Source organism: Terrabacter sp. Soil810 (assembly GCF_001429645.1).
Classification (GTDB): Bacteria; Actinomycetota; Actinomycetes; order Actinomycetales; family Dermatophilaceae; genus Terrabacter.
Genome location: NZ_LMSW01000011.1, coordinates 876,264 through 895,032 on the forward strand (window position 1 = coordinate 876,264; position 18,769 = coordinate 895,032).

The window sequence follows — 18,769 nt, forward strand, 5'->3', positions numbered from 1 at the left end:
CGAGCCCGACGAGCCCGACGAGCCCGACGGGCCCGACGAGCCCGCCGAGCCCGCCGAGGCCGACCAGCCCGAGGAGCCGGATGAGGACCTGTGCGGCGGGTCAGGCCGGCTCGGCGCGGTAGGTGCGCCGGTAGGCGAGGGGCGACAGGCCCACGGCGGCCGTGAGGTGCTGGCGCAGTGAGGCGCTGGTGCCGAACCCTGCTGCGGCGGCGACCCGGTCGACGGGCAGGTCGGTCGTCTCGAGCAGGTGCCGGGCCCGGTCGACCCGGGCCCGCGCGAGCCACGTACCGGCCGTCTCGCCCGTCTCCTCGCGGAAGCGGCGGGTGAAGGTGCGCACGCTCGTTCCGGCATGACGAGCCAGGTCGGACAGGCCGATCGGCTCGTCGAGGTGCTCGAGGGCCCAGGCGCGTGTCGATCCGGTGCCGGCCTCGGACTCGTCGGGGACGGGGCGCTCGATGAACTGGGCCTGGCCGCCCGCGCGCCAGGGTGCGACGACGGCGCCGCGGGCGACCCGGTTGGCGGCTTCGGTGCCGAGGTCGCTGCGCAGGACGTGCAGCAGCAGGTCGATGCCCGCGGCGTTGCCCGCCGAGGTGAGGACGTCGCCGTGGTCGACGTAGAGCACGTCGGGGTTGAGGTCGACCGTCGGGAAGTGACGGCGGAAGAGGTCCTCGTAGACCCAGTGCGTCGTCGCCTCGCGGCCGTCGAGCTTGCCGAGGCCAGCGAGGACGAAGGCCCCGGTGCAGATCGAGAGCCACCGCGCGTCGGACCGGGCCGTGGCGGCGAGCTCGACCAGGGCAGTGGGCAGCTCGCCCTGGGTGACGATGGCGGTGTTGGTGATGCCCGGGATGACGACCGTGTCGGCTTGCGCGACAACGGATCTCGGGTGCGTCGGCAGAGCGGCGTAGCCGGCAGACGTCATGACGGGGCCGTCGTCGAGCGTGCACATGGACACCTCGTAGGGCGGGGGAGCGCCGGTGAGGCGACCGGGCCAGCCGGGGTCGAGGGCGCTCGCGCTGAAGAAGCGGTGGGGCAGCCCGAGCTCGAACGCCACGACGCCGTCGAGGGCGAGGACGGCGACGCGGTGCGGTCGCGGGGCGTCGGGACTCATGGCCAGATCTTTGCACATCATGTCCTTCTGGCCACTCGTCATCGCCGAAGCGGTCCTGCAGGGTGGTGCCTGTGAGCCTGACCGACCGCCGCGCCGACGTCCCCGACGACGACGTCCCCGAGCGCGCCATCCCCGACCCCGCCGGCGCGCCGATCCGTTCCGGCCACCGGATCCACCCGGCCTGGTGGGTCGCTGTCGTCACCTTCCTGACGATCATCGGCGCGGCCGGCTTCCGCTCCACGCCGGGCGTGCTCATGACGCCGCTCCACGAGGAGTTCGGCTGGCCGATGGGCGTCATCGGTGGCGCCGTCTCGGTCAACCTCGTCCTCTTCGGGCTCGCGGCGCCCTTCTCGGCGGCCCTGATGGAACGCCTCGGCATCCAGCGGGTCGTCGCCGTCGCCCTCGTGCTCGTCAGCGTCGGCTCGCTGCTGCCGATCTGGATGACGGCGTCGTGGCAGCTCGTCCTCTGCTGGGGGATCGTCGTCGGTCTCGGCACGGGTGCCATGGCCATGAGCCTCGTCGCCACCGTCACCGGGCGCTGGTTCGTCGAGCGGCGCGGCCTCGTCACCGGCGTGCTCACGGCCGCGGGCGCCACGGGCCAGCTCGTCTTCCTGCCCGTCCTCGCCTGGCTCGCCGAGAACCACGGCTGGCGCACCGCCGCGATCGCCACGTCGGCCGCGGCCCTGACGGTCGTCCCGCTCGTGCTGTGGAAGCTGTACGACCACCCGAGCGTCCTCGGCATCACGGCCTACGGCGCCCCCGCGGGCACCCCGGTCGCACGTCCGCCGCGCCCGACCGGGCACCCGGCGCACCTGGCCCTGGCGACGCTCCGCGACGCCGCGCGCACCAAGGTCTTCTGGCTCCTCGCCGGCAGCTTCGCCGTGTGCGGCGCCTCGACGAACGGCCTCGTCGGCACGCACTTCATCCCGGCGGCCCACGACCACGGCATGCCGACCACCACGGCGGCGGGTCTGCTCGCGCTCGTCGGGGTCTTCGACATCGTCGGCACCGTCTTCTCCGGCTGGCTCACCGACCGGGTCGACTCGCGGATCCTGCTCGCGGCGTACTACACGCTCCGAGGCGGCTCGCTCTTCCTGTTGCCGGCGCTCTTCAGCGACTCGATGCACGTCAACATGCTCGCCTTCGTGCTCTTCTACGGCCTCGACTGGGTGGCCACCGTGCCACCGACGATGGCCCTGTGCCGCAGCGCCTACGGCGAGCGCGCCCCCATCGTCTTCGGCTGGGTCTTCGCCTCCCACCAGCTCGGTGCGGCCGGCGCGGCCCTCGGCGCCGGTCTCGTCCGCGACCAGCTCGGCACCTACGACCTGGCCTGGTACGTCGCGGGCGGCCTGTGCCTCGTCGCGGCCGTGATGTGCGTCGCGATCTCGACCGCTCGTCTGTCAGATGTGTCACCTCGGCGCACGGGCTCTGGCGCGGAGACGTCACCGACGGCACAGTGAGCCCATGAGCGACGGCGCTGCGACGGCATACCAGAGCACCTACGACGCGAGCCTGAGTGACCCGGAGGGTTTCTGGCGCCAGGCGGCCGAGAGCATCGACTGGGTGACGCCGCCGACGCGCATCCTCGACGAGTCGAGGCCGCCGTTCTACCGGTGGTATCCCGATGCCGAGCTCAACGTCTGCTTCAACGCCGTCGACCGCCACGTCGCCGCCGGCCGCGGCGACCAGGCCGCGATCCACTACGACTCCCCGGTGACGGGCACGAAGAGCACGCTGACGTATGCCGTCCTGCTCGATCGGGTGCGCGCCGTGGCCGGTGGCCTGCGCGGGCTCGGCGTCGGCAAGGGCGACCGGGTCGTCATCTACATGCCGATGGTGCCCGAGGCCGTCATCGCGATGCTCGCCTGCGCCCGCATCGGGGCCATCCACTCCGTCGTCTTCGGTGGCTTCGCCCCCCAGGAGCTCGCGGCCCGCATCGATGACGCGGCCCCGAAAGTCGTGCTCTCGGCGTCGTGCGGGGTCGAGCCGAGCCGCGTCGTGCCCTACAAGCCGTTCCTCGACGAGGCGATCAGGCGCTCGGCGCACCGGCCCGAGCACTGCGTCGTGCTCCAGCGGGAGCAGCTCGTCGCCGAGCTCGGCGACCGTGACCTCGACTGGATGGACTTCGAGTCCGGCGACGCGGCGCTCGAGGGCAGCGAGTGTGTCACGGTGGCCGCGACCGACCCGCTCTACATCCTCTACACGTCCGGCACGACAGGGAAGCCAAAGGGCATCTACCGCGACAGCGGTGGCTACGCCGTCGCGCTCCGCTGGTCGATGGCCAACATCTACGACGTGGCGCCGGGCGAGACGATGTTCACCGCGAGCGACGTCGGCTGGGTCGTCGGGCACTCCTACATCGTCTACGCGCCGCTGCTCACGGGCGCGACGACAGTGCTCTACGAGGGCAAGCCCGTCGGCACCCCGGACGCCGGCGCGTTCTGGAGGGTCATCGCCGAGTACGACGCCGTCTGCATGTTCACTGCGCCCACGGCGTTCCGCGCCATCAAGAAGGACGACTCGAGCGCCTCCAAGGTTGCCGACCACGACCTGTCGCACTTCCGTGCACTCTTCCTCGCGGGGGAGAGGCTCGACCCCGACACCTACGAGTGGGCCTCCGCCGCGCTGGGCAAGCCCGTCATCGACAACTGGTGGCAGACCGAGACCGGCTGGCCGATCGCCTCCAACCCCAAGGGGATCGGGCTGTTGCCGATCAAGGCAGGCTCGCCCACGGTCGCCGTCCCCGGCTATGACGTGCGGGTCCTCGACGCGACCGGCGAGCAGGTCGGGCCGGGCACCGAAGGGGCGATCTGCATCAAGCTCCCGATGCCGCCGGGCACCCTGCCGACGCTCTGGGGCGACGACGACCGCTACGTCAGCTCCTACCTGTCGGCCTACCCGGGCTACTACCTGACGGGCGACGGCGGCTACCTCGACGAGGACGGCTACCTCTACGTCATGGGGCGCACGGACGACGTCCTCAACGTCGCCGGGCACCGGCTGTCGACCGGCTCGCTCGAGGCCGCGCTCGCCGGGCACGAGGCCGTCGCCGAGTGCGCGGTCATCGGCGTGCACGACGACCTCAAGGGTCAGGTGCCCCGGGCGCTCGTCGTGCTCAAGGCGGGCGTCGACGCCGAGGCCGACGGCGACCGGATCAAGCGCGAGCTCGTCGCCCGGGTCCGCGCGGAGGTCGGGGCGGTCGCAGCCCTCCACCAGGTCGACATCGTGGCCGGCCTGCCGAAGACGCGGTCGGGCAAGATCCTGCGCAAGACGATGCGCGAGCTGGCCGACGGCAAGGCCGCCGTCGTGCCCGCCACGATCGAGGACGCCTCGGTCCTCGAGGTCCTGACGCCTGTCCTGCGCGGTTCCTGACCCTACGACGCAGACCTCGCCGGAACTGCGCCGTGGCGCACTTCTGGTGGCGATCCGGCTCTGGAGGCCGCTGGAACTGCGCCGTGGCGCACTTCTGGTGGGGCCGTGGCGTTCAGCCGGGAGGGGCAGGGAGCAGGGGGAGGACCTCGTCAACGGAGTCGACGAGGTGGATCGCCTCGGCCATCGGGCGGCCGGCGGCGATGGCAGTGAGGGCCGGCCAGACGGGCACCCGCTCGGTCCAGTGCTCTCGCCCGACGAGGACGAGCGGAGCCAGCGGCGCGCCCTCAGGCGCGTAGTAGAGCGGTGTCACCGCCTGGAAGATCTCCTGCACGGTGCCCGCCGCCCCGTCGAGCACGACGATCCCGGCGTTCGAGCGCGCGAGCAGGCCCTCCTCGCGGATCGCGTTGGAGAAGTACTTGGCGATGACGTCGCAGAAGACGTTGGGCGGCTCGTGTCCGTAGAACCACGTCGGGATCCCGAGCGAGCGAGCCGACGGGCCCAGGGTCTCGGACGGCGCCTGGGGCTCTTCACCGACGATGGCCCCGCGTGCGGCGAGGGCCGTCGCCGCCCAGGCCGTGACGTCGGGCCGGAAGCCCGGCACGCGCGCGATGCTCCCGACGGCCTCCCCGACGGCGGCCGCGCTCCGGCACAGCGCACCGAGGTTGGCGGCCTCCATCGCGCCGGGGCCACCACCGGTCGCGACCAGGTGACCCTCCTCGGCGAGGGCGTGCCCCAGCCCGGCGGCGCCGGCGTAGGCCGCCGAGTCCCGTTGCAGCGCATGCCCACCCATGATCCCCACCACCGAACGGCCGTGGACGAACTCGTCGAGCTCGTCCGTCACCGAGTCGTCGTGGATGGCACGGACGAGGGTGGCGTACGCGTCGGTGCGCAGTCGCGCGTCGACGAACCACGCGTACGCCTTCGCGTCCGGGGTCTCGGCATAGCCGTGCTCGAGGCCGGTGTAGAGGTCGGACGGGAAGTAGAGGCCGCGCCACGGGTCGACGGGCGCGTCGGCGATGCCCGGGAAGAGGATCGCGCCACGAGCGAGCAACACCTCGGCCACCCGGACCGGCACCGTGCCCCCCAGCACGACGAGGCCCGTGAGGTCGCTGCGTGACGCGAACTGGTCCGCATAGGAGGTGAGGTCGAGGTCCTGCAGCCGGAGACCGCGCAGCGGCCCGTCGGAGGCGAGGTGGTCGTCCAGCTCGTCCAGGGTCTCGATCTCCATGCCGCCCATCCTGCCCCGCCGAGGTGGTCGAGGAGCGGACCCGGGCGACGTCCCGTCAACCGCGGCTGGAAGGATCGCCGCCATGGTCGGCGTGCTCGAGGGATTCGCGACGATCGCGATCATCGTCGCGGTCGGGTGGCTGCTCGCCGACCGTCGGGTGCTCGACGAGTCGGCGCAGGTCAACCTCTCCCGTCTCGCCTTCCACGTCGCCTCGCCCGCGCTGCTGCTCACCGTCATGCAGCGCACGTCGCTCGACGCCGTCCTGTCGGCCAACCTCGTCACGTCGCTCATCAGCTTCGCGCTCGTGGTCGGCATCTACCTGGCCATCGCCCGGTTCCGTTGGGCGGGAGGGACGCTCGGGGCACGCCTCATCGGCAGCCTCTCGGCGGCATACGTCAACGCAGGCAACCTCGGCATCCCGATCGCGCTCTACGTCCTCGGCGACGTCGCGTGGGTCGCTCCCACGCTGCTCATGCAGCTGCTCATCATCACACCCGTCTACATGGCGCTCTTCGACACCGACGCCCGCGCCGAGCGCCCGACGCTGGGTCGGAGCCTGCGCCGGATGTTCAGCAACCCGATCACCCTCGGCGCGGTGGCCGGCCTGCTCATCGCCGTCTTCGACATCGACCTGCCTCGCGTCGTCGCCGCGCCCATCGACCTGCTCGGCGCGATGGCCGTGCCCTCGATGCTCGTCGCGTTCGGCATCTCGCTGCGGCGCGGGCCGCGTCCGGCGACGGGTCGTACCGCCGAGCACGTGTGGACGATCGTCGTCCTCAAGACCCTGCTCATGCCGGCCATCGCGCTCGGTGTCGGCCTCGCGCTCGGGCTGCACGGCGAGGCGCTCTTCGCCGTCGTCGTGACGGCGGCCCTCCCGACGGCACAGAACATCTTCACGTATGCCGTCCGCTACCGGCGCGAGGTCAACCTCGCCCGCGACGTCATCTTCGTCAGCACCTTCGCGTCGGTGCCGGTGATCCTCGGCATCGCCGCGCTCTTCCACTGGCTCGTCGGCGTCTGACCGCCCGCCCCCTCCCAGTCGAGTGAGCGCTGTCACCCAGATGGGGATACCCGCTCACTTGGGTGGGGTTGTGCGCTCACTCGAGGTGTGGGGGTCTCAGGCCCAGTTGGCGGCCTGGGTGAGGCAGAAGGGGTGGCCGCTCGGGTCGAGCAGGACGCGCCAGGTCTCGCCCGGCTGGTCGTCGGGCACCGTCGCACCGGCCGCGACGCACTCCGCCGCCGCCGCGTCGAGGTCGTCGACGGCGAGGTCGAGGTGGAACTGCTTGGTGCCGCGCTCGTTCGGCCAGGTCGGCGGCTCGTGGTCGTCGACCAGGCCGAGGCCCAGGGCCACGCCGCCGGGGCCGGTGAGCATGGCGTACTCGTCCTGCGCGTGCACGACCTCCCAGCCGAGGACGGTCGACCAGAAGGTGGCGTCACGGCGTGCGTCCGAGCTGTCGAGGGTGAGCATCTTGAGGGCGGCGATGGCCATCGGGGTCCCTTTCGTCGGTGGATGAGCGCCCAGCATCGCCCCCGGGGGCGCCCGTCGTCTTGGACGAACCCGACACCGGACAGGGACCGGGGACGCACCGACGCGACGCCCGGATCCGTGGCCGCGAGCGGGTCGTGGGCCACGGGAACCGAAGGCCGCGTCGGGGTCCTGGCTACGGAGTGGGGTCAGAAGCCGCCGAAGTCACCGCCGCCGCCGAAGTCACCGAAGTCGCCCCCGCCTCCGAAGTCGCCGAAGTCCGAGCCACCGGCGTCACCCGTGTCCCCGGCGCCGTCGCCGGCGTCGCCCCCGGCGTCGCCGGTGTCACCCGTGTCACCCGCGTCGGCGGTCGCGTCGCCGGCCTCCTGCGCCTCGGGCGACGAGTCGTAGCCGCCGAGCATCATGTCGGCCAGGGCCGATCCGACGACGACGCCCGCGATCGTGCCGAGCATCGAGCCGGCGATCATGCCGCCCATGCCCATGCCGCCGCCTCGGCCACCGCCGAAGGCACCCTGGAGGTAGCCGGGGCGGCTCATCTCGGCTCGGGTCGCACTCCGGGCGAGGTCGGCCGGCTGGTCGCTGCGTGGACGCTCACCCTCGGGGAGGTCCTCGTTGAGTCGCTGGAGCACCATCTGGCGCTGCTCCGGCGAGAGCTTCGCGAAGGCCTCCGTGTGCACCCTCTCGATGTCCTCCGGCGGCGCGGTGCGCAGCAGGTACTTGTAGCGGGCGATGGCGCGCTCGTCCTCGGACGAGGCACCCCCGCGCGGGGCCGGGACGGCGTACGGCTGTCCGGTCGGCGGCTGGGCCTGCCGGGGGCGCTGCTGCTGCTGGGGCTCACGGCCCAGCAGCTTGTCGAGGAATCCCATGTCTTCTCCTAGCGTCGGCGGTGCGTCGGCGTCGCACTCGTCGGATACCTACCCCAACGAACGGCAGGCACCAGCGTTCCGGCACGGTAACGCACGAAGCCACCCGCGAACGGGTGGCTTCGTGGCCGGCGACACCCCCACGGCATACGCACGGAGTCGGAAAGTCTGGGGTCAGAGGTGGTTCTCGGCCTCCGTCAGCACTGAACGCAGCCGTGACTCGATGTCGTCGAACTGCTCCGGACCCATGATGAGCGGCGGCGCCAGCTGGATGACGGGGTCTCCGCGGTCGTCGGCGCGGCAGTAGAGCCCCGCGTCGAAGAGCGCCTTGGAGAGGAAGCCGCGCAGCAGGCGCTCGGACTCGGCGTCGTTGAACGTCTCGCGGGTGGCCTTGTCCTTGACGAGCTCGATGCCGTAGAAGTAGCCGGCGCCGCGGACGTCGCCGACGAGCGGCAGGTCGAGCAGCTTGTCGAGGGTCGCCTTGAAGATCGGGGCGTTCTGCTTGACGCGGTCGTTGAGGCCCTCGCGCTCGAAGATGTCGAGGTTGGCCATGGCGACCGCCGCCGACACCGGGTGACCGCCGAAGGTGTAGCCGTGCGGGAAGTACGTCGTGCCGTGCTTGAACGGCTCGAAGAGGCGGTCGCTGGCGATCATCGCGCCGATGGGGGAGTAGCCGCTCGTCATGCCCTTGGCGCACGTGATGATGTCGGGCACGTAGTCGAAGTCGTCGCACGCGAACATCGAGCCGATGCGGCCGAAGGAGCAGATGACCTCGTCGGAGACGAGGAGCACGTCGTACTCGTCGCAGATCTCACGGACCCGCTCGAAGTAGCCGGCAGGCGGCGGGAAGCAGCCACCGGAGTTCTGCACCGGCTCGAGGAAGACGGCTGCGACGGTGTCGGGGCCCTCGAACTCGATGGCCTCGGCGATGCGGTCGGCGGCCCAGCGGCCGAAGGCCTTCTCGTCGCCCTGGAGATGCTCGGGGGCGCGGTAGAGGTTGGTGTTCGGGACCTTGTGCGCACCGGGCACGAGCGGCTCGAACATCTCCTTGGCGGCGGGGATGCCGGTGATCGACAGGGCGCCCTGGGGCGTCCCGTGGTACGCGACGTTGCGCGAGATGACCTTGTGCTTGGTCGGCTTGCCGGTCAGCTTGAAGTACTGCTTGGCGAGCTTCCACGCGGTCTCGACGGCCTCGCCGCCACCGGTCGTGAAGAAGACGCGGTTGAGGTCGCCGGGGGCGTGGCTCGCGAGGCGCTCGGCCAGCTCGATCGCCTTGGGGTGCGCGTAGCTCCACAGCGGGAAGAACGCGAGCTCCTTGGCCTGCTTGGCCGCGGCCTCCGCGAGCTCCTCGCGGCCGTGGCCGACCTGGACGACGAAGAGGCCGGAGAGCCCGTCGATGTACTCGTTGCCCCGGTCGTCCCAGATCTTCCAGCCCTGGCCCTTGCTGATGATCGGCACGGAGTGGCCGAGCCCGCCCTCGCCCCGGTCCTCGAAGACCGAGTGGCGCGTGAAGTGCATCCACAGGTGGTCGCGCGCGGCCTCGGAGTGGAGGGTGCCCGCGGGAGTGCGGCGATCCGAGGTGGGTTCCCAGACCTCGTTCGGGTTGATGCTCATCGTGTACCCCAGTTGTAGAGCTGTTTGTTGAGTTTCAGGTAGACGAACGTCTCGGTCGCCGTGACGCCCGCGAGCGGGCGGATGCGGGTCGTGAGCAGCTCGAGCAGGTGGGTGTCGTTCTCGCAGACGACCTCGGCGAGCACGTCGAAGCTCCCGGCCGTCGTGACGACGTAGGAGACCTCCTCCATCTCGGTCAGCGCGTCGGCGACCGACGTCATGTCTCCCGACACCCGCAGCCCCACCATCGCCTGGCGCTGGAACCCGACCTGCAGCGGGTCCGTCACCGCGACGATCTGCATGACGTCGGCGTCGAGGAGGCGCTGCACGCGCTGGCGCACGGCGGCCTCGGACAGCCCGACCTCCTGCGCGATGGACGCGTACGACTTGCGCCCGTCGTGCTGTAGGAGCTCGATGATGGTCTTGCTCACGTCGTCGAGATTGACCGAGGGTCTCTTGGCACCGTTTCCCCCGGTGTTGGCCACGCCCCGAATCGTCGTCATGCGCCGATACTGACCTGTGGAACACGCTGTTGGCAAGTCCCCCCACAACTGATTCCGAAGATTTATCTCGCCAAGTCTTCACGATTGCGAAGGTATGTGTTTAGCATTCCCGCATGACTTCGCAGCCGCGCCAGCTCCGCAACTTCATCGGTGGACAGTACGTCGACCCCGACGGCGACGCGACGACCGACATCGTCGACCCGTCCACCGCACAGGTCGTGGCCACGGCCCCCGTCAGCGTCCAGTCGGACGTCGACCGGGCGTATGCGGCCGCGTCCGCCGGCTTCGAGACGTGGGGTGACACGACCCCCAGCGAGCGCCAGGCCGCCCTGCTGAAGTTCGCCGACGCCATCGAGGCACGCGCCGACGACTTCATCCGCCTCGAGGGCGAGAACACCGGCAAGCCGCACGCGCTGACCCGGAGCGAGGAGATCCCTCCGATGCTCGACCAGCTGCGTTTCTTCGCCGGCGCCGCCAGGGTGCTCGAGGGCAAGTCGGCGGGGGAGTACATGAAGGGCCACACGTCCTTCGTGCGCCGCGAGCCGATCGGGGTCGTCGGCCAGGTCACGCCGTGGAACTACCCGATGATGATGGCGATGTGGAAGATCGCCCCGGCGCTCGCCGCGGGCAACACCATCGTCCTCAAGCCCTCCGACACCACGCCCGAGACGACGCTGCTCCTCGCCGAGCTCGCCTCGGAGTTCCTGCCCGAGGGCACGTTCAACGTCATCACCGGCGACCGCGAGACCGGCCGCATGCTCGTCGAGCACCGGACGCCGGCGCTCGTCGCGATCACCGGCTCGGTCCGCGCCGGCATGCAGGTCGCCGAGAGCGCGTCGCGCGACCTCAAGCGCGTCCACCTCGAGCTCGGTGGCAAGGCGCCGGTCATCGTCTTCGACGACGCCGACATCGAGGCCGCCGTCGAGGGCATCGCCATCGGTGGCTACTTCAACGCCGGCCAGGACTGCACCGCCGCGACCCGCGTCCTCGCCGGGCCACGCATCCACGACGACTTCGTCGCCGCGCTCGCCGAGTACGCCAAGGGCTCGGCCAAGGTCGGCATGCCCGACGACCCCGACGCCCTCTTCGGCCCCGTCAACAACCCGAACCAGGTCGCGCACGTCGGGGGCATGATCGACCGCCTGCCCGACCACGCCCGCATCGAGGCGGGCGGCCGCCGGGCCCAGGGCCTGGGGGAGGGGTACTTCTTCGAGCCCACCGTGCTCGCGGGCCTCCGGCAGGACGACGAGCAGATCCAGAACGAGATCTTCGGTCCCGTCATCACCGTGCAGCAGTTCTCCGACGAGGCCGAGGCGCTCGCGTGGGCCAACGGTGTGCAGTACGGCCTCGCCTCGTCCGTGTGGACCCGCGACTTCGGCAAGGCCATGCGCATGAGCAAGCGGCTCGACTTCGGGTGCGTCTGGATCAACACCCACATCCCGGTCGTCGCCGAGATGCCGCACGGGGGTTTCAAGCACAGCGGCTACGGCAAGGACCTGTCCATGTACGGCCTCGAGGACTACACCCGCATCAAGCACGTCATGGCCAACATCGACTCGTGAGCCTCGCGCCGTCCGCACCGGGCGGCGCGAGCTCGTCTGTCGGACACGGCATCCCACCAGCAACACCAGCTCGGGTCAGCGTCGACCCTCCACCCCGACCCCCACGAAACCCCTGGAGAAGAACCCCATGAACGAGAGCTCTTTCGACAAGGACAACCCGATCCTGCGCGCCGCCCTCATGCGCGGTCTCGTCAGCCGGCGGTCGGCCATGATGGGGGCGGCCGGCGTCAGCGCGGCGGCCTTCCTCGCGGCCTGCGGATCGGCTGGGAAGAGCCCCTCCTCCGGAGGCGCGTCCGGGACCGCTGCACCGGCCAAGACCGCGGCGGCGGCCCAGGACATGTCCGACACCGAGAAGATCGTCAACTGGTCGAACTGGACCGAGTACATCGACACGAGCGAGGACGGCAAGTCGCGGCCGACCCTGGACGCCTTCTACAAGAAGACCGGCATCAAGGTCACCTACAACGAGGACTACCTCGACAACGACGAGTTCTACGCCAAGGTGCGTCCGCTCCTCGAGGGCGGCAAGGACACCGGCCGCGACGTCTGGTGCAGCACCGACTGGATGGTCGCCCGCCTCATCCGCCAGGGCTACCTGCAGAAGCTCGACCTGGCCAACATCCCGAACGCGGCCAACCTCGAGGACTCCCTCAAGAACGTCGAGTTCGACCCGGGCCGGCTGTACTCACTCCCGTGGCAGAGCGGTTTTGCCGGGATCGGCTACAACCTCAAGGCGACCGGCGGCAAGAAGATCGAGTCGATCACGCAGCTGCTCACCGACCCCGCCCTCAAGGGCAAGGTCACGTTGCTCACCGAGATGCGCGACACCGTCGGCCTCGTGATGATGGAGCAGGGCAAGAAGATCGACTCCTTCACCGATGCCGACTTCCAGGCCGCGATCGACATGATCCAGCAGGCCAAGGACTCCGGGCAGATCCTCCGGTTCACCGGCAACGAGTACACCGAGGGCCTCGCCAAGGGCGACATCGCCGCGTGCGTGGCCTGGACCGGTGACGTCGTGCAGCTGCAGTTCGACGACCCCAACATCCAGTACGCCTTGCCGGAGAAGGGGTTCACGCTCTGGTCCGACAACTTCGTCATCCCGGCGCTCGCGAACCACAAGAAGAACGCCGAGAAGCTCATCGACTACTACTACGACCCGGCCGTGATGGCGCAGGTCGCCGCGTGGGTCAACTACATCGCGCCGGTCAAGGGCACCAAGGAGGAGCTGGTGAAGATCGACCCGGACCTCGGCAAGAACCCCCTGATCGTGCCGACGCCGGAGGTGCTGTCCCGCGCACAGGTCTTCCGTGGTCTCACCCCCGAGGAGGAGACGAAGTACAACAAGCTCTTCTCGGGCCTGACCACAGCATGAGCGAGCAGGAGGGAAAGGGCGATCTCGGCCTCGTCGCCCTCACGAAGTCCTTCGCCTCCTTCACGGCTGTCCACCCACTCGACCTGACCGTCCCGCAGGGCTCGTTCTTCGCCCTGCTCGGACCCTCGGGCTGCGGCAAGACGACGACCCTGCGGATGATCGCGGGTCTCGAGGAGCCCACGGGTGGCCGCATCCGCATCGGCGACAGCGACATCACCCACACGAAGGCCTACCAGCGCAACGTCAACACGGTCTTCCAGAGCTACGCCCTCTTCCCGCACATGAGCGTGCTCGACAACGTGATGTTCGGCCTGCGTCGGCGCGGTGACAAGGACGCCAAGGCCAAGGCCAACGAGGTGCTCGAGCTCGTGCAGCTGGGACAGGTGTCCGACAAGAAGCCGACCCAGCTCTCGGGCGGCATGCAGCAGCGCGTCGCGCTGGCCCGCGCCCTCGTCAACCGGCCCGACGTGCTCCTGCTCGACGAGCCGCTCGGGGCGCTCGACCTCAAGCTGCGGCGCCAGATGCAGATCGAGCTCAAGCGCATCCAGCAGGAGGTCGGCCTGACCTTCATCCACGTCACCCATGACCAGGAGGAGGCCATGACGATGGCCGACTCCATCGCGGTGATGAACGCGGGTCGTCTCGAGCAGCTCGGTGACCCGGCCACGCTCTACGAGCAGCCGCAGTCCACCTTCGTCGCCAACTTCCTCGGGCAGTCGAACCTGCTGCGGGCGACGGTCAACCCCGGCGGCACCGACCACATCGTCACCGTGCGGGCCCACGACACCGACCTCGAGGTCTCCCGCGAGCACCTGCCCGACGGTGTCAACGACGTGTGGCTCGGGGTGCGTCCCGAGAAGCTGCGCCTCGGCGAGGCGGGTGGGCCCAACCACCTGCGCGGCACCGTCCGCGACGTGTCGTTCAGCGGCGTCGCCACGCAGTACTCCGTGCAGATGCCGTGGGGCCAGGAGCTCATCGTCGTGCAGCAGAACGACGGCACGGCACGGGCGGCGCTGGGCGAGAACGTCACGGTCTCGTGGGCGGCCCAGCACGGCTTCGCCCTCGACGCGTCGCAGGACGCCGAGGCCGGGGCGGAGCTGGTGGACGACCATGGCTGAGGGCTCGGTCCTCTCGACCGGCTCCTCGGCGCCGCCGTCACGGCGCCGGCGCAACTGGGTGCCCTACGCCCTGCTGTTGCCGGGTCTGCTCTGGCTCGTCGTCTTCTTCGTGCTGCCGATGGTGACCCTGGGGTCGCAGTCGCTTCAGGAGGGCAACGTCGACGACGGCTACACCTTCACCGGCAACGTCGGCATCTACGCCGACGCGCTGAGGCAGTACTGGCCGCAGTACCTGCGTTCCTTCCTCTACGCCGGCACCGCCACCGTGCTCGCGCTGCTCCTGGGCTACCCGCTGGCCTACTTCATCGCGCAGAAGGCCGGGCGCTACAAGAACCTCGTGCTCGTGCTCGTCATCGCGCCGTTCTTCACCAGCTTCCTCATCCGCACCCTGGCGTGGCGCACGATCCTGTCCGACGACTGGTTCGTCACGACGTGGGCTCAGAAGCTGCACATCACCGACCTGCTGCAGGCCGTCGGCCTCACCTCGAACGACTCGCTCCTCAACTCGAAGTTCGCCGTCATCATGGGCCTGACCTACAACTTCCTGCCCTTCATGATCCTGCCGCTGTACACCTCGCTCGAGCGCCTGGACCCACGGCTCATCGAGGCGGCGGGCGACCTCTACGCGTCACCGTGGCAGACCTTCCGCAAGGTCACCTGGCCGCTGTCTCTGCCCGGTGTCGTCGCGGGAACCCTGCTCACCTTCATCCCCGCGGCCGGTGACTTCATCAACGCCCGCCTGCTCGGCAACACCCAGACGACGATGATCGGCTCGGTCATCGACAGCCAGTTCCTGCGCGTGCTCGACTACCCGTTGGCCGCCGCGCTGTCGTTCATCCTGCTCATCCTCATCGTCGGCATGGTCTCGGTCTACGTGCGCCGGGCCGGAACGGAGGAGCTGCTCTGATGGCCTGGATCAAACGACACCTCATCGCCTTCGCCGCGATCGCGGTCCTCATCTACATGCTCGTGCCCAACGTGATCGTGGCGGCCTTCTCGTTCAACGACCCCAAGGGCAAGTACAACTACAACTTCAACGAGTTCTCCACCGCGGCCTGGACCAACCCGTGCGGGGCACAAGGCATCTGCGAGTCGCTCGGGCTCAGCCTGCAGATCGGTGTCATCGCGTCGCTCACGGCGACCGTGCTCGGGACGATGATCGCCTTCGCCCTCGGTCGCTACCGCTTCCGCGGGCGTTCTGCGACCAACCTGCTGATCTTCATGCCAATGGCCACGCCCGAGGTCGTCATGGGTTCGAGCCTGCTCACGCTCTTCCTCATGCTCGGGGTGCCCTCGGGACGCACGGCGATCCTCATCGCGCACATCATGTTCTGCGTGTCGTTCGTCGTCGTCGCCGTCAAGGCGAGGGTGGCCACCCTCGACCCCAAGCTCGAGGAGGCGGCCGCAGACCTCGGGGCCAACCCGGCCCAGACCTTCCTCCGGGTCACGCTGCCCCTGGCGGCACCGGGTATCGCCGCGGGGGCCCTGCTCGCCTTCTCGCTGAGCTTCGACGACTACATCATCACGAACTTCAACGCCAGCCCGAGCTCGATCACCTTCCCGATGTTCGTCTGGGGTGCCTCGGCTCGTGGGGTGCCCGTGCAGGTGTACGTCATCGGCACCGTGATGTTCCTCCTCGCCCTGCTGTTCGTCGTGACCGGTCAGGTCATCGGCAAGCGGCGCAACCGACAGGTGGCCTGAACGCCCATGCGTGTCCTCATGATCGGCTCCGGCGGGGTCGGTGACGCCGCCGCGCGCATCGCCGCCGAGCGTGGCTTCTTCGAGCGCTGGGTCGTCGCCGACTACGACCAAACGCGTGCCGAACGCACCGTCTCGGCCGTGGCCGGCCGTCATCCGGGGGAGGCCCGTTTCGTCGCGGCCCAGGTCGACGCCTCGTCGGCCGAGGCGGTGACGGCGCTCGCGCGCGAGCACGGGGCGACCCACGTCTTCAACGCGGTCGACCCGAAGTTCAACATGTCGGTCTTCAACGGCGCCAAGGCAGCCGGGGCCGACTACCTCGACATGGCGATGAGCCTGTCGCAGCGACACCCCGAGCAGCCCTACGAGAAGGTCGGCGTCATGCTCGGCGACGAGCAGTTCGCCGTGGCAGGCGACTGGGAGGCCGACGGTCGCCTCGCGCTCGTCGGCATCGGCGTCGAGCCGGGGCTCTCCGACGTCTTCGCCCGCTACGCCGCCGACCACCTCTTCAGCGAGATCGACGAGCTCGGCACACGCGACGGGGCCAACCTCGTCGTCCACGACGACGACGGCAACGAGATCTTCGCGCCGAGCTTCTCGATGTGGACGACCATCGAGGAGTGCCTCAACCCGCCCGTGGTCTGGGAGAAGGACCGCGGCTGGTTCACGACGGCGCCCTTCAGCGAGCCGGAGGTCTTCGACTTCCCGGAGGGCATCGGGCCGGTCGAGTGCGTCAACGTCGAGCACGAGGAGGTGCTCCTCATGCCGCGCTGGGTCGACGCCAAGCGGGTCACCTTCAAGTACGGCCTGGGCGACGAGTTCATCACCATCCTCAAGGTCCTCAACACGCTCGGTCTCGACCGCACCGAGCCGATCACCGTCAAGGGCGTGCAGGTCTCGCCCCGTGACGTCGTCGCTGCTGCGCTGCCCGACCCCGCCACGATCGGTCCGCGGATGACGGGCAAGACGTGCGCCGGGCTCTTCGTCACGGGCACGGGCACGGACGGTCAGCCGCGCCGCACCTACCTCTACCACGTCGTCGACAACGCCGAGACGATGGCGGGCTACGACGCCCAGTGCGTCGTCTGGCAGACCGCGGTCAACCCCGTCGTCGCGCTCGAGCTGCTCGCCGGCGGCACGTGGAAGGGCGCCGGCGTGCTCGGACCCGAGGCGTTCGACGCCGTCCCGTTCCTCGACCTGCTGGCGGCGCCCAAGCCCGAGGGCTACGGCTCCCCGTGGGGTATGGACGACCGCTGAACCGTCCGACGGGGACCCCGAGGACGAGCACCACGACAGGAATAGGGTTTCAGGCATGGCAGCGGTGACGCAGAAGTCAGTGATCGACTCGGTGCCCAAGGGCCTGCTCATCGGCGGGCAGTGGCGCGACGGCAGCGAGGGGCAGACCATCGCGGTCGACGACCCGTCGACCGGCCGGGTGCTGACGCACGTCGCGGCGGCCTCGGTCGCCGACGGCCGGGCCGCGCTCGACGCCGCCGTGGCGGCGCAGGCCGACTGGGCGCGCACGGCGCCGCGCGACCGCGGCGAGCTGCTGCGGGCGGCATACGAGAAGATCACCGCGCGGGCCGAGGAGTTCGCGATGCTCATGACACTCGAGATGGGCAAGACGCTCGCCGAGAGCCGTGGCGAGGTCGCCTACGGCGCCGAGTTCTTCCGGTGGTTCTCCGAGGAGGCCGTGCGCATCTCCGGACGCTGGTCGACCGCCCCCAACGGCGCGACCCGCCTCATGACGATGAAGCAGCCCGTCGGCCCGACGCTGATGATCACGCCATGGAACTTCCCGCTCGCGATGGGCACCCGCAAGATCGGTCCGGCCATCGCGGCGGGCTGCACCATGGTCGTCAAGCCGGCCAGCCAGACGCCGTTGACCATGCTCGCCCTGGCCGACCTCCTCCGCGAGTGCGGCCTGCCGGACGGCGTGCTCAACGTCGTCATGACGTCCCACGCCACGACGGGCGACGTCATGGAGCCGCTGATCCGTGACCCGCGGCTGCGCAAGCTGACCTTCACCGGCTCGACGCCCGTCGGGCGCTCGCTCATGGAGCAGGCGTCGCAGGGCATCCTGCGCGTCTCGATGGAGCTCGGCGGGAACGCCCCGTTCCTCGTCTTCGAGGACGCCGACGTCGACAAGGCGGTCGACGGCGCCATGCTCGCCAAGATGCGCAACATGGGCGAGGCCTGCACCGCGGCCAACCGTTTCTACGTGCACGAGTCCCTCGCCGACGAGTTCACTGCGAAGCTGGCGCGGCGGATGGGGGCCCTGACGCTCGGCAAGGGCACGAGGAAGGGGGTCGACGTCGGACCCCTCGTCGACGAGAAGGCGCGCGACAAGGTGTCGGCACTCGTCGACGACGCCGTCGCCAAGGGCGCGAAGGTCCTCGTCGGAGGCTCGGCACCCCAGGGCGCCGGCTGGTTCTACGAGCCGACGGTCCTCGCCGACGTGCCGACCGACGCCGACATGGCTCGCGAGGAGATCTTCGGTCCCGTCGCGCCGGTCACGACGTTCCGCACCGACGCCGAGGCGATCCGCCTCGCCAACGACACGGAGTACGGCCTCGTCGCCTACCTCTTCACCCGCGACCTCTCGCGGGCGATCACGATGAGCGAGGCGCTCGAGTACGGCATGGTCGGCGTCAACCAAGGCATCGTGTCCAACCCCGCGGCCCCCTTCGGCGGCGTCAAGGCGTCCGGTGTCGGGCGCGAGGGCGGTTTCGAGGGCATCGACGAGTACCTCGAGACGAAGTACGTCGGCATCGCGCTCTGACGTCTCGGGTCGACGGTGCCGCGCGCTCGGCACATTCGCCGAACCGGCCCGACGCGTGGGCGG

General features: G+C 70.1%; 16 protein-coding genes. 10 read left to right on the forward strand and 6 right to left on the reverse strand.

What is annotated here, in order from left to right:
- Nucleotides 1–100: 100 nt before the first annotated feature.
- Nucleotides 101–1,108 (reverse strand): GlxA family transcriptional regulator, encoded by a 1,008-nt coding sequence (locus tag ASG96_RS09970; protein ID WP_056753921.1) that lies wholly within the window; start codon nucleotides 1,106–1,108, stop codon nucleotides 101–103.
- 71 nt (nucleotides 1,109–1,179) lie between these two features.
- Here ASG96_RS09970 and ASG96_RS09975 point away from each other — a divergent pair, with 71 nt between their 5' ends.
- Nucleotides 1,180–2,568, forward strand: a complete 1,389-nt coding sequence (locus ASG96_RS09975) for an MFS transporter (RefSeq protein ID WP_057587850.1) — start codon at nucleotides 1,180–1,182, stop codon at nucleotides 2,566–2,568.
- 4 nt (nucleotides 2,569–2,572) lie between these two features.
- Nucleotides 2,573–4,480 (forward strand): propionyl-CoA synthetase, encoded by a 1,908-nt coding sequence (locus ASG96_RS09980; protein ID WP_057587851.1) that lies wholly within the window; start codon nucleotides 2,573–2,575, stop codon nucleotides 4,478–4,480.
- A gap of 112 nt (nucleotides 4,481–4,592) precedes the next feature.
- Here ASG96_RS09980 and ASG96_RS09985 read toward each other — a convergent pair whose 3' ends face one another.
- Nucleotides 4,593–5,708 (reverse strand): LOG family protein, encoded by a 1,116-nt coding sequence (locus tag ASG96_RS09985; RefSeq protein WP_056753928.1) that lies wholly within the window; start codon nucleotides 5,706–5,708, stop codon nucleotides 4,593–4,595.
- A gap of 82 nt (nucleotides 5,709–5,790) precedes the next feature.
- Here ASG96_RS09985 and ASG96_RS09990 point away from each other — a divergent pair, with 82 nt between their 5' ends.
- Nucleotides 5,791–6,729: an AEC family transporter gene (locus ASG96_RS09990; RefSeq protein WP_057587852.1), complete on the forward strand. Its 939-nt coding sequence runs from the start codon at nucleotides 5,791–5,793 to the stop codon at nucleotides 6,727–6,729.
- A gap of 96 nt (nucleotides 6,730–6,825) precedes the next feature.
- Here ASG96_RS09990 and ASG96_RS09995 read toward each other — a convergent pair whose 3' ends face one another.
- The 4 genes from ASG96_RS09995 to ASG96_RS10010 all read right to left on the reverse strand — a co-directional run bounded on the left by ASG96_RS09995 (nucleotide 6,826) and on the right by ASG96_RS10010 (nucleotide 10,171).
- Nucleotides 6,826–7,197, reverse strand: a complete 372-nt coding sequence (locus tag ASG96_RS09995; RefSeq protein WP_082588545.1) for a VOC family protein — start codon at nucleotides 7,195–7,197, stop codon at nucleotides 6,826–6,828.
- A 185-nt stretch (nucleotides 7,198–7,382) separates the two neighbouring features.
- Nucleotides 7,383–8,060 (reverse strand): hypothetical protein, encoded by a 678-nt coding sequence (locus ASG96_RS10000; protein WP_057587853.1) that lies wholly within the window; start codon nucleotides 8,058–8,060, stop codon nucleotides 7,383–7,385.
- 171 nt (nucleotides 8,061–8,231) lie between these two features.
- Complete coding sequence (locus ASG96_RS10005) at nucleotides 8,232–9,671, reverse strand: aspartate aminotransferase family protein (protein ID WP_056753938.1); 1,440 nt, start codon at nucleotides 9,669–9,671, stop codon at nucleotides 8,232–8,234.
- Nucleotides 9,668–10,171, reverse strand: coding sequence for an Lrp/AsnC family transcriptional regulator (locus tag ASG96_RS10010; RefSeq protein WP_056753941.1), 504 nt, complete (start codon nucleotides 10,169–10,171; stop codon nucleotides 9,668–9,670). The genes ASG96_RS10005 and ASG96_RS10010 overlap by 4 nt, the downstream gene beginning before the upstream one ends.
- A 113-nt stretch (nucleotides 10,172–10,284) precedes the next feature.
- Between ASG96_RS10010 and ASG96_RS10015 the strand changes: the two genes are divergently transcribed.
- The 7 genes from ASG96_RS10015 to ASG96_RS10045 all read left to right on the forward strand — a co-directional run bounded on the left by ASG96_RS10015 (nucleotide 10,285) and on the right by ASG96_RS10045 (nucleotide 18,706).
- Nucleotides 10,285–11,733, forward strand: a complete 1,449-nt coding sequence (locus ASG96_RS10015) for a gamma-aminobutyraldehyde dehydrogenase (protein WP_057587854.1) — start codon at nucleotides 10,285–10,287, stop codon at nucleotides 11,731–11,733.
- 127 nt (nucleotides 11,734–11,860) lie between these two features.
- A complete protein-coding gene (locus ASG96_RS10020) occupies nucleotides 11,861–13,108 on the forward strand; it encodes a PotD/PotF family extracellular solute-binding protein (RefSeq protein WP_056753947.1) in 1,248 nt (415 codons plus the stop codon).
- Nucleotides 13,105–14,226, forward strand: coding sequence for an ABC transporter ATP-binding protein (locus ASG96_RS10025; RefSeq protein WP_057587855.1), 1,122 nt, complete (start codon nucleotides 13,105–13,107; stop codon nucleotides 14,224–14,226). The genes ASG96_RS10020 and ASG96_RS10025 overlap by 4 nt, the downstream gene beginning before the upstream one ends.
- Complete coding sequence (locus ASG96_RS10030; RefSeq protein ID WP_057587856.1) at nucleotides 14,219–15,133, forward strand: ABC transporter permease; 915 nt, start codon at nucleotides 14,219–14,221, stop codon at nucleotides 15,131–15,133. The genes ASG96_RS10025 and ASG96_RS10030 overlap by 8 nt, the downstream gene beginning before the upstream one ends.
- Complete coding sequence (locus tag ASG96_RS10035; RefSeq protein ID WP_056753958.1) at nucleotides 15,133–15,927, forward strand: ABC transporter permease; 795 nt, start codon at nucleotides 15,133–15,135, stop codon at nucleotides 15,925–15,927. The genes ASG96_RS10030 and ASG96_RS10035 overlap by 1 nt, the downstream gene beginning before the upstream one ends.
- Before the next feature lie 6 nt (nucleotides 15,928–15,933).
- A complete protein-coding gene (locus ASG96_RS10040) occupies nucleotides 15,934–17,181 on the forward strand; it encodes a saccharopine dehydrogenase family protein (RefSeq protein ID WP_057587857.1) in 1,248 nt (415 codons plus the stop codon).
- A 55-nt stretch (nucleotides 17,182–17,236) separates the two neighbouring features.
- Nucleotides 17,237–18,706 carry an NAD-dependent succinate-semialdehyde dehydrogenase gene (locus tag ASG96_RS10045; RefSeq protein ID WP_057587858.1) on the forward strand — a complete coding sequence of 490 codons (1,470 nt, stop codon included), beginning with the start codon at nucleotides 17,237–17,239 and terminating at the stop codon, nucleotides 18,704–18,706.
- Nucleotides 18,707–18,769: the final 63 nt, after the last annotated feature.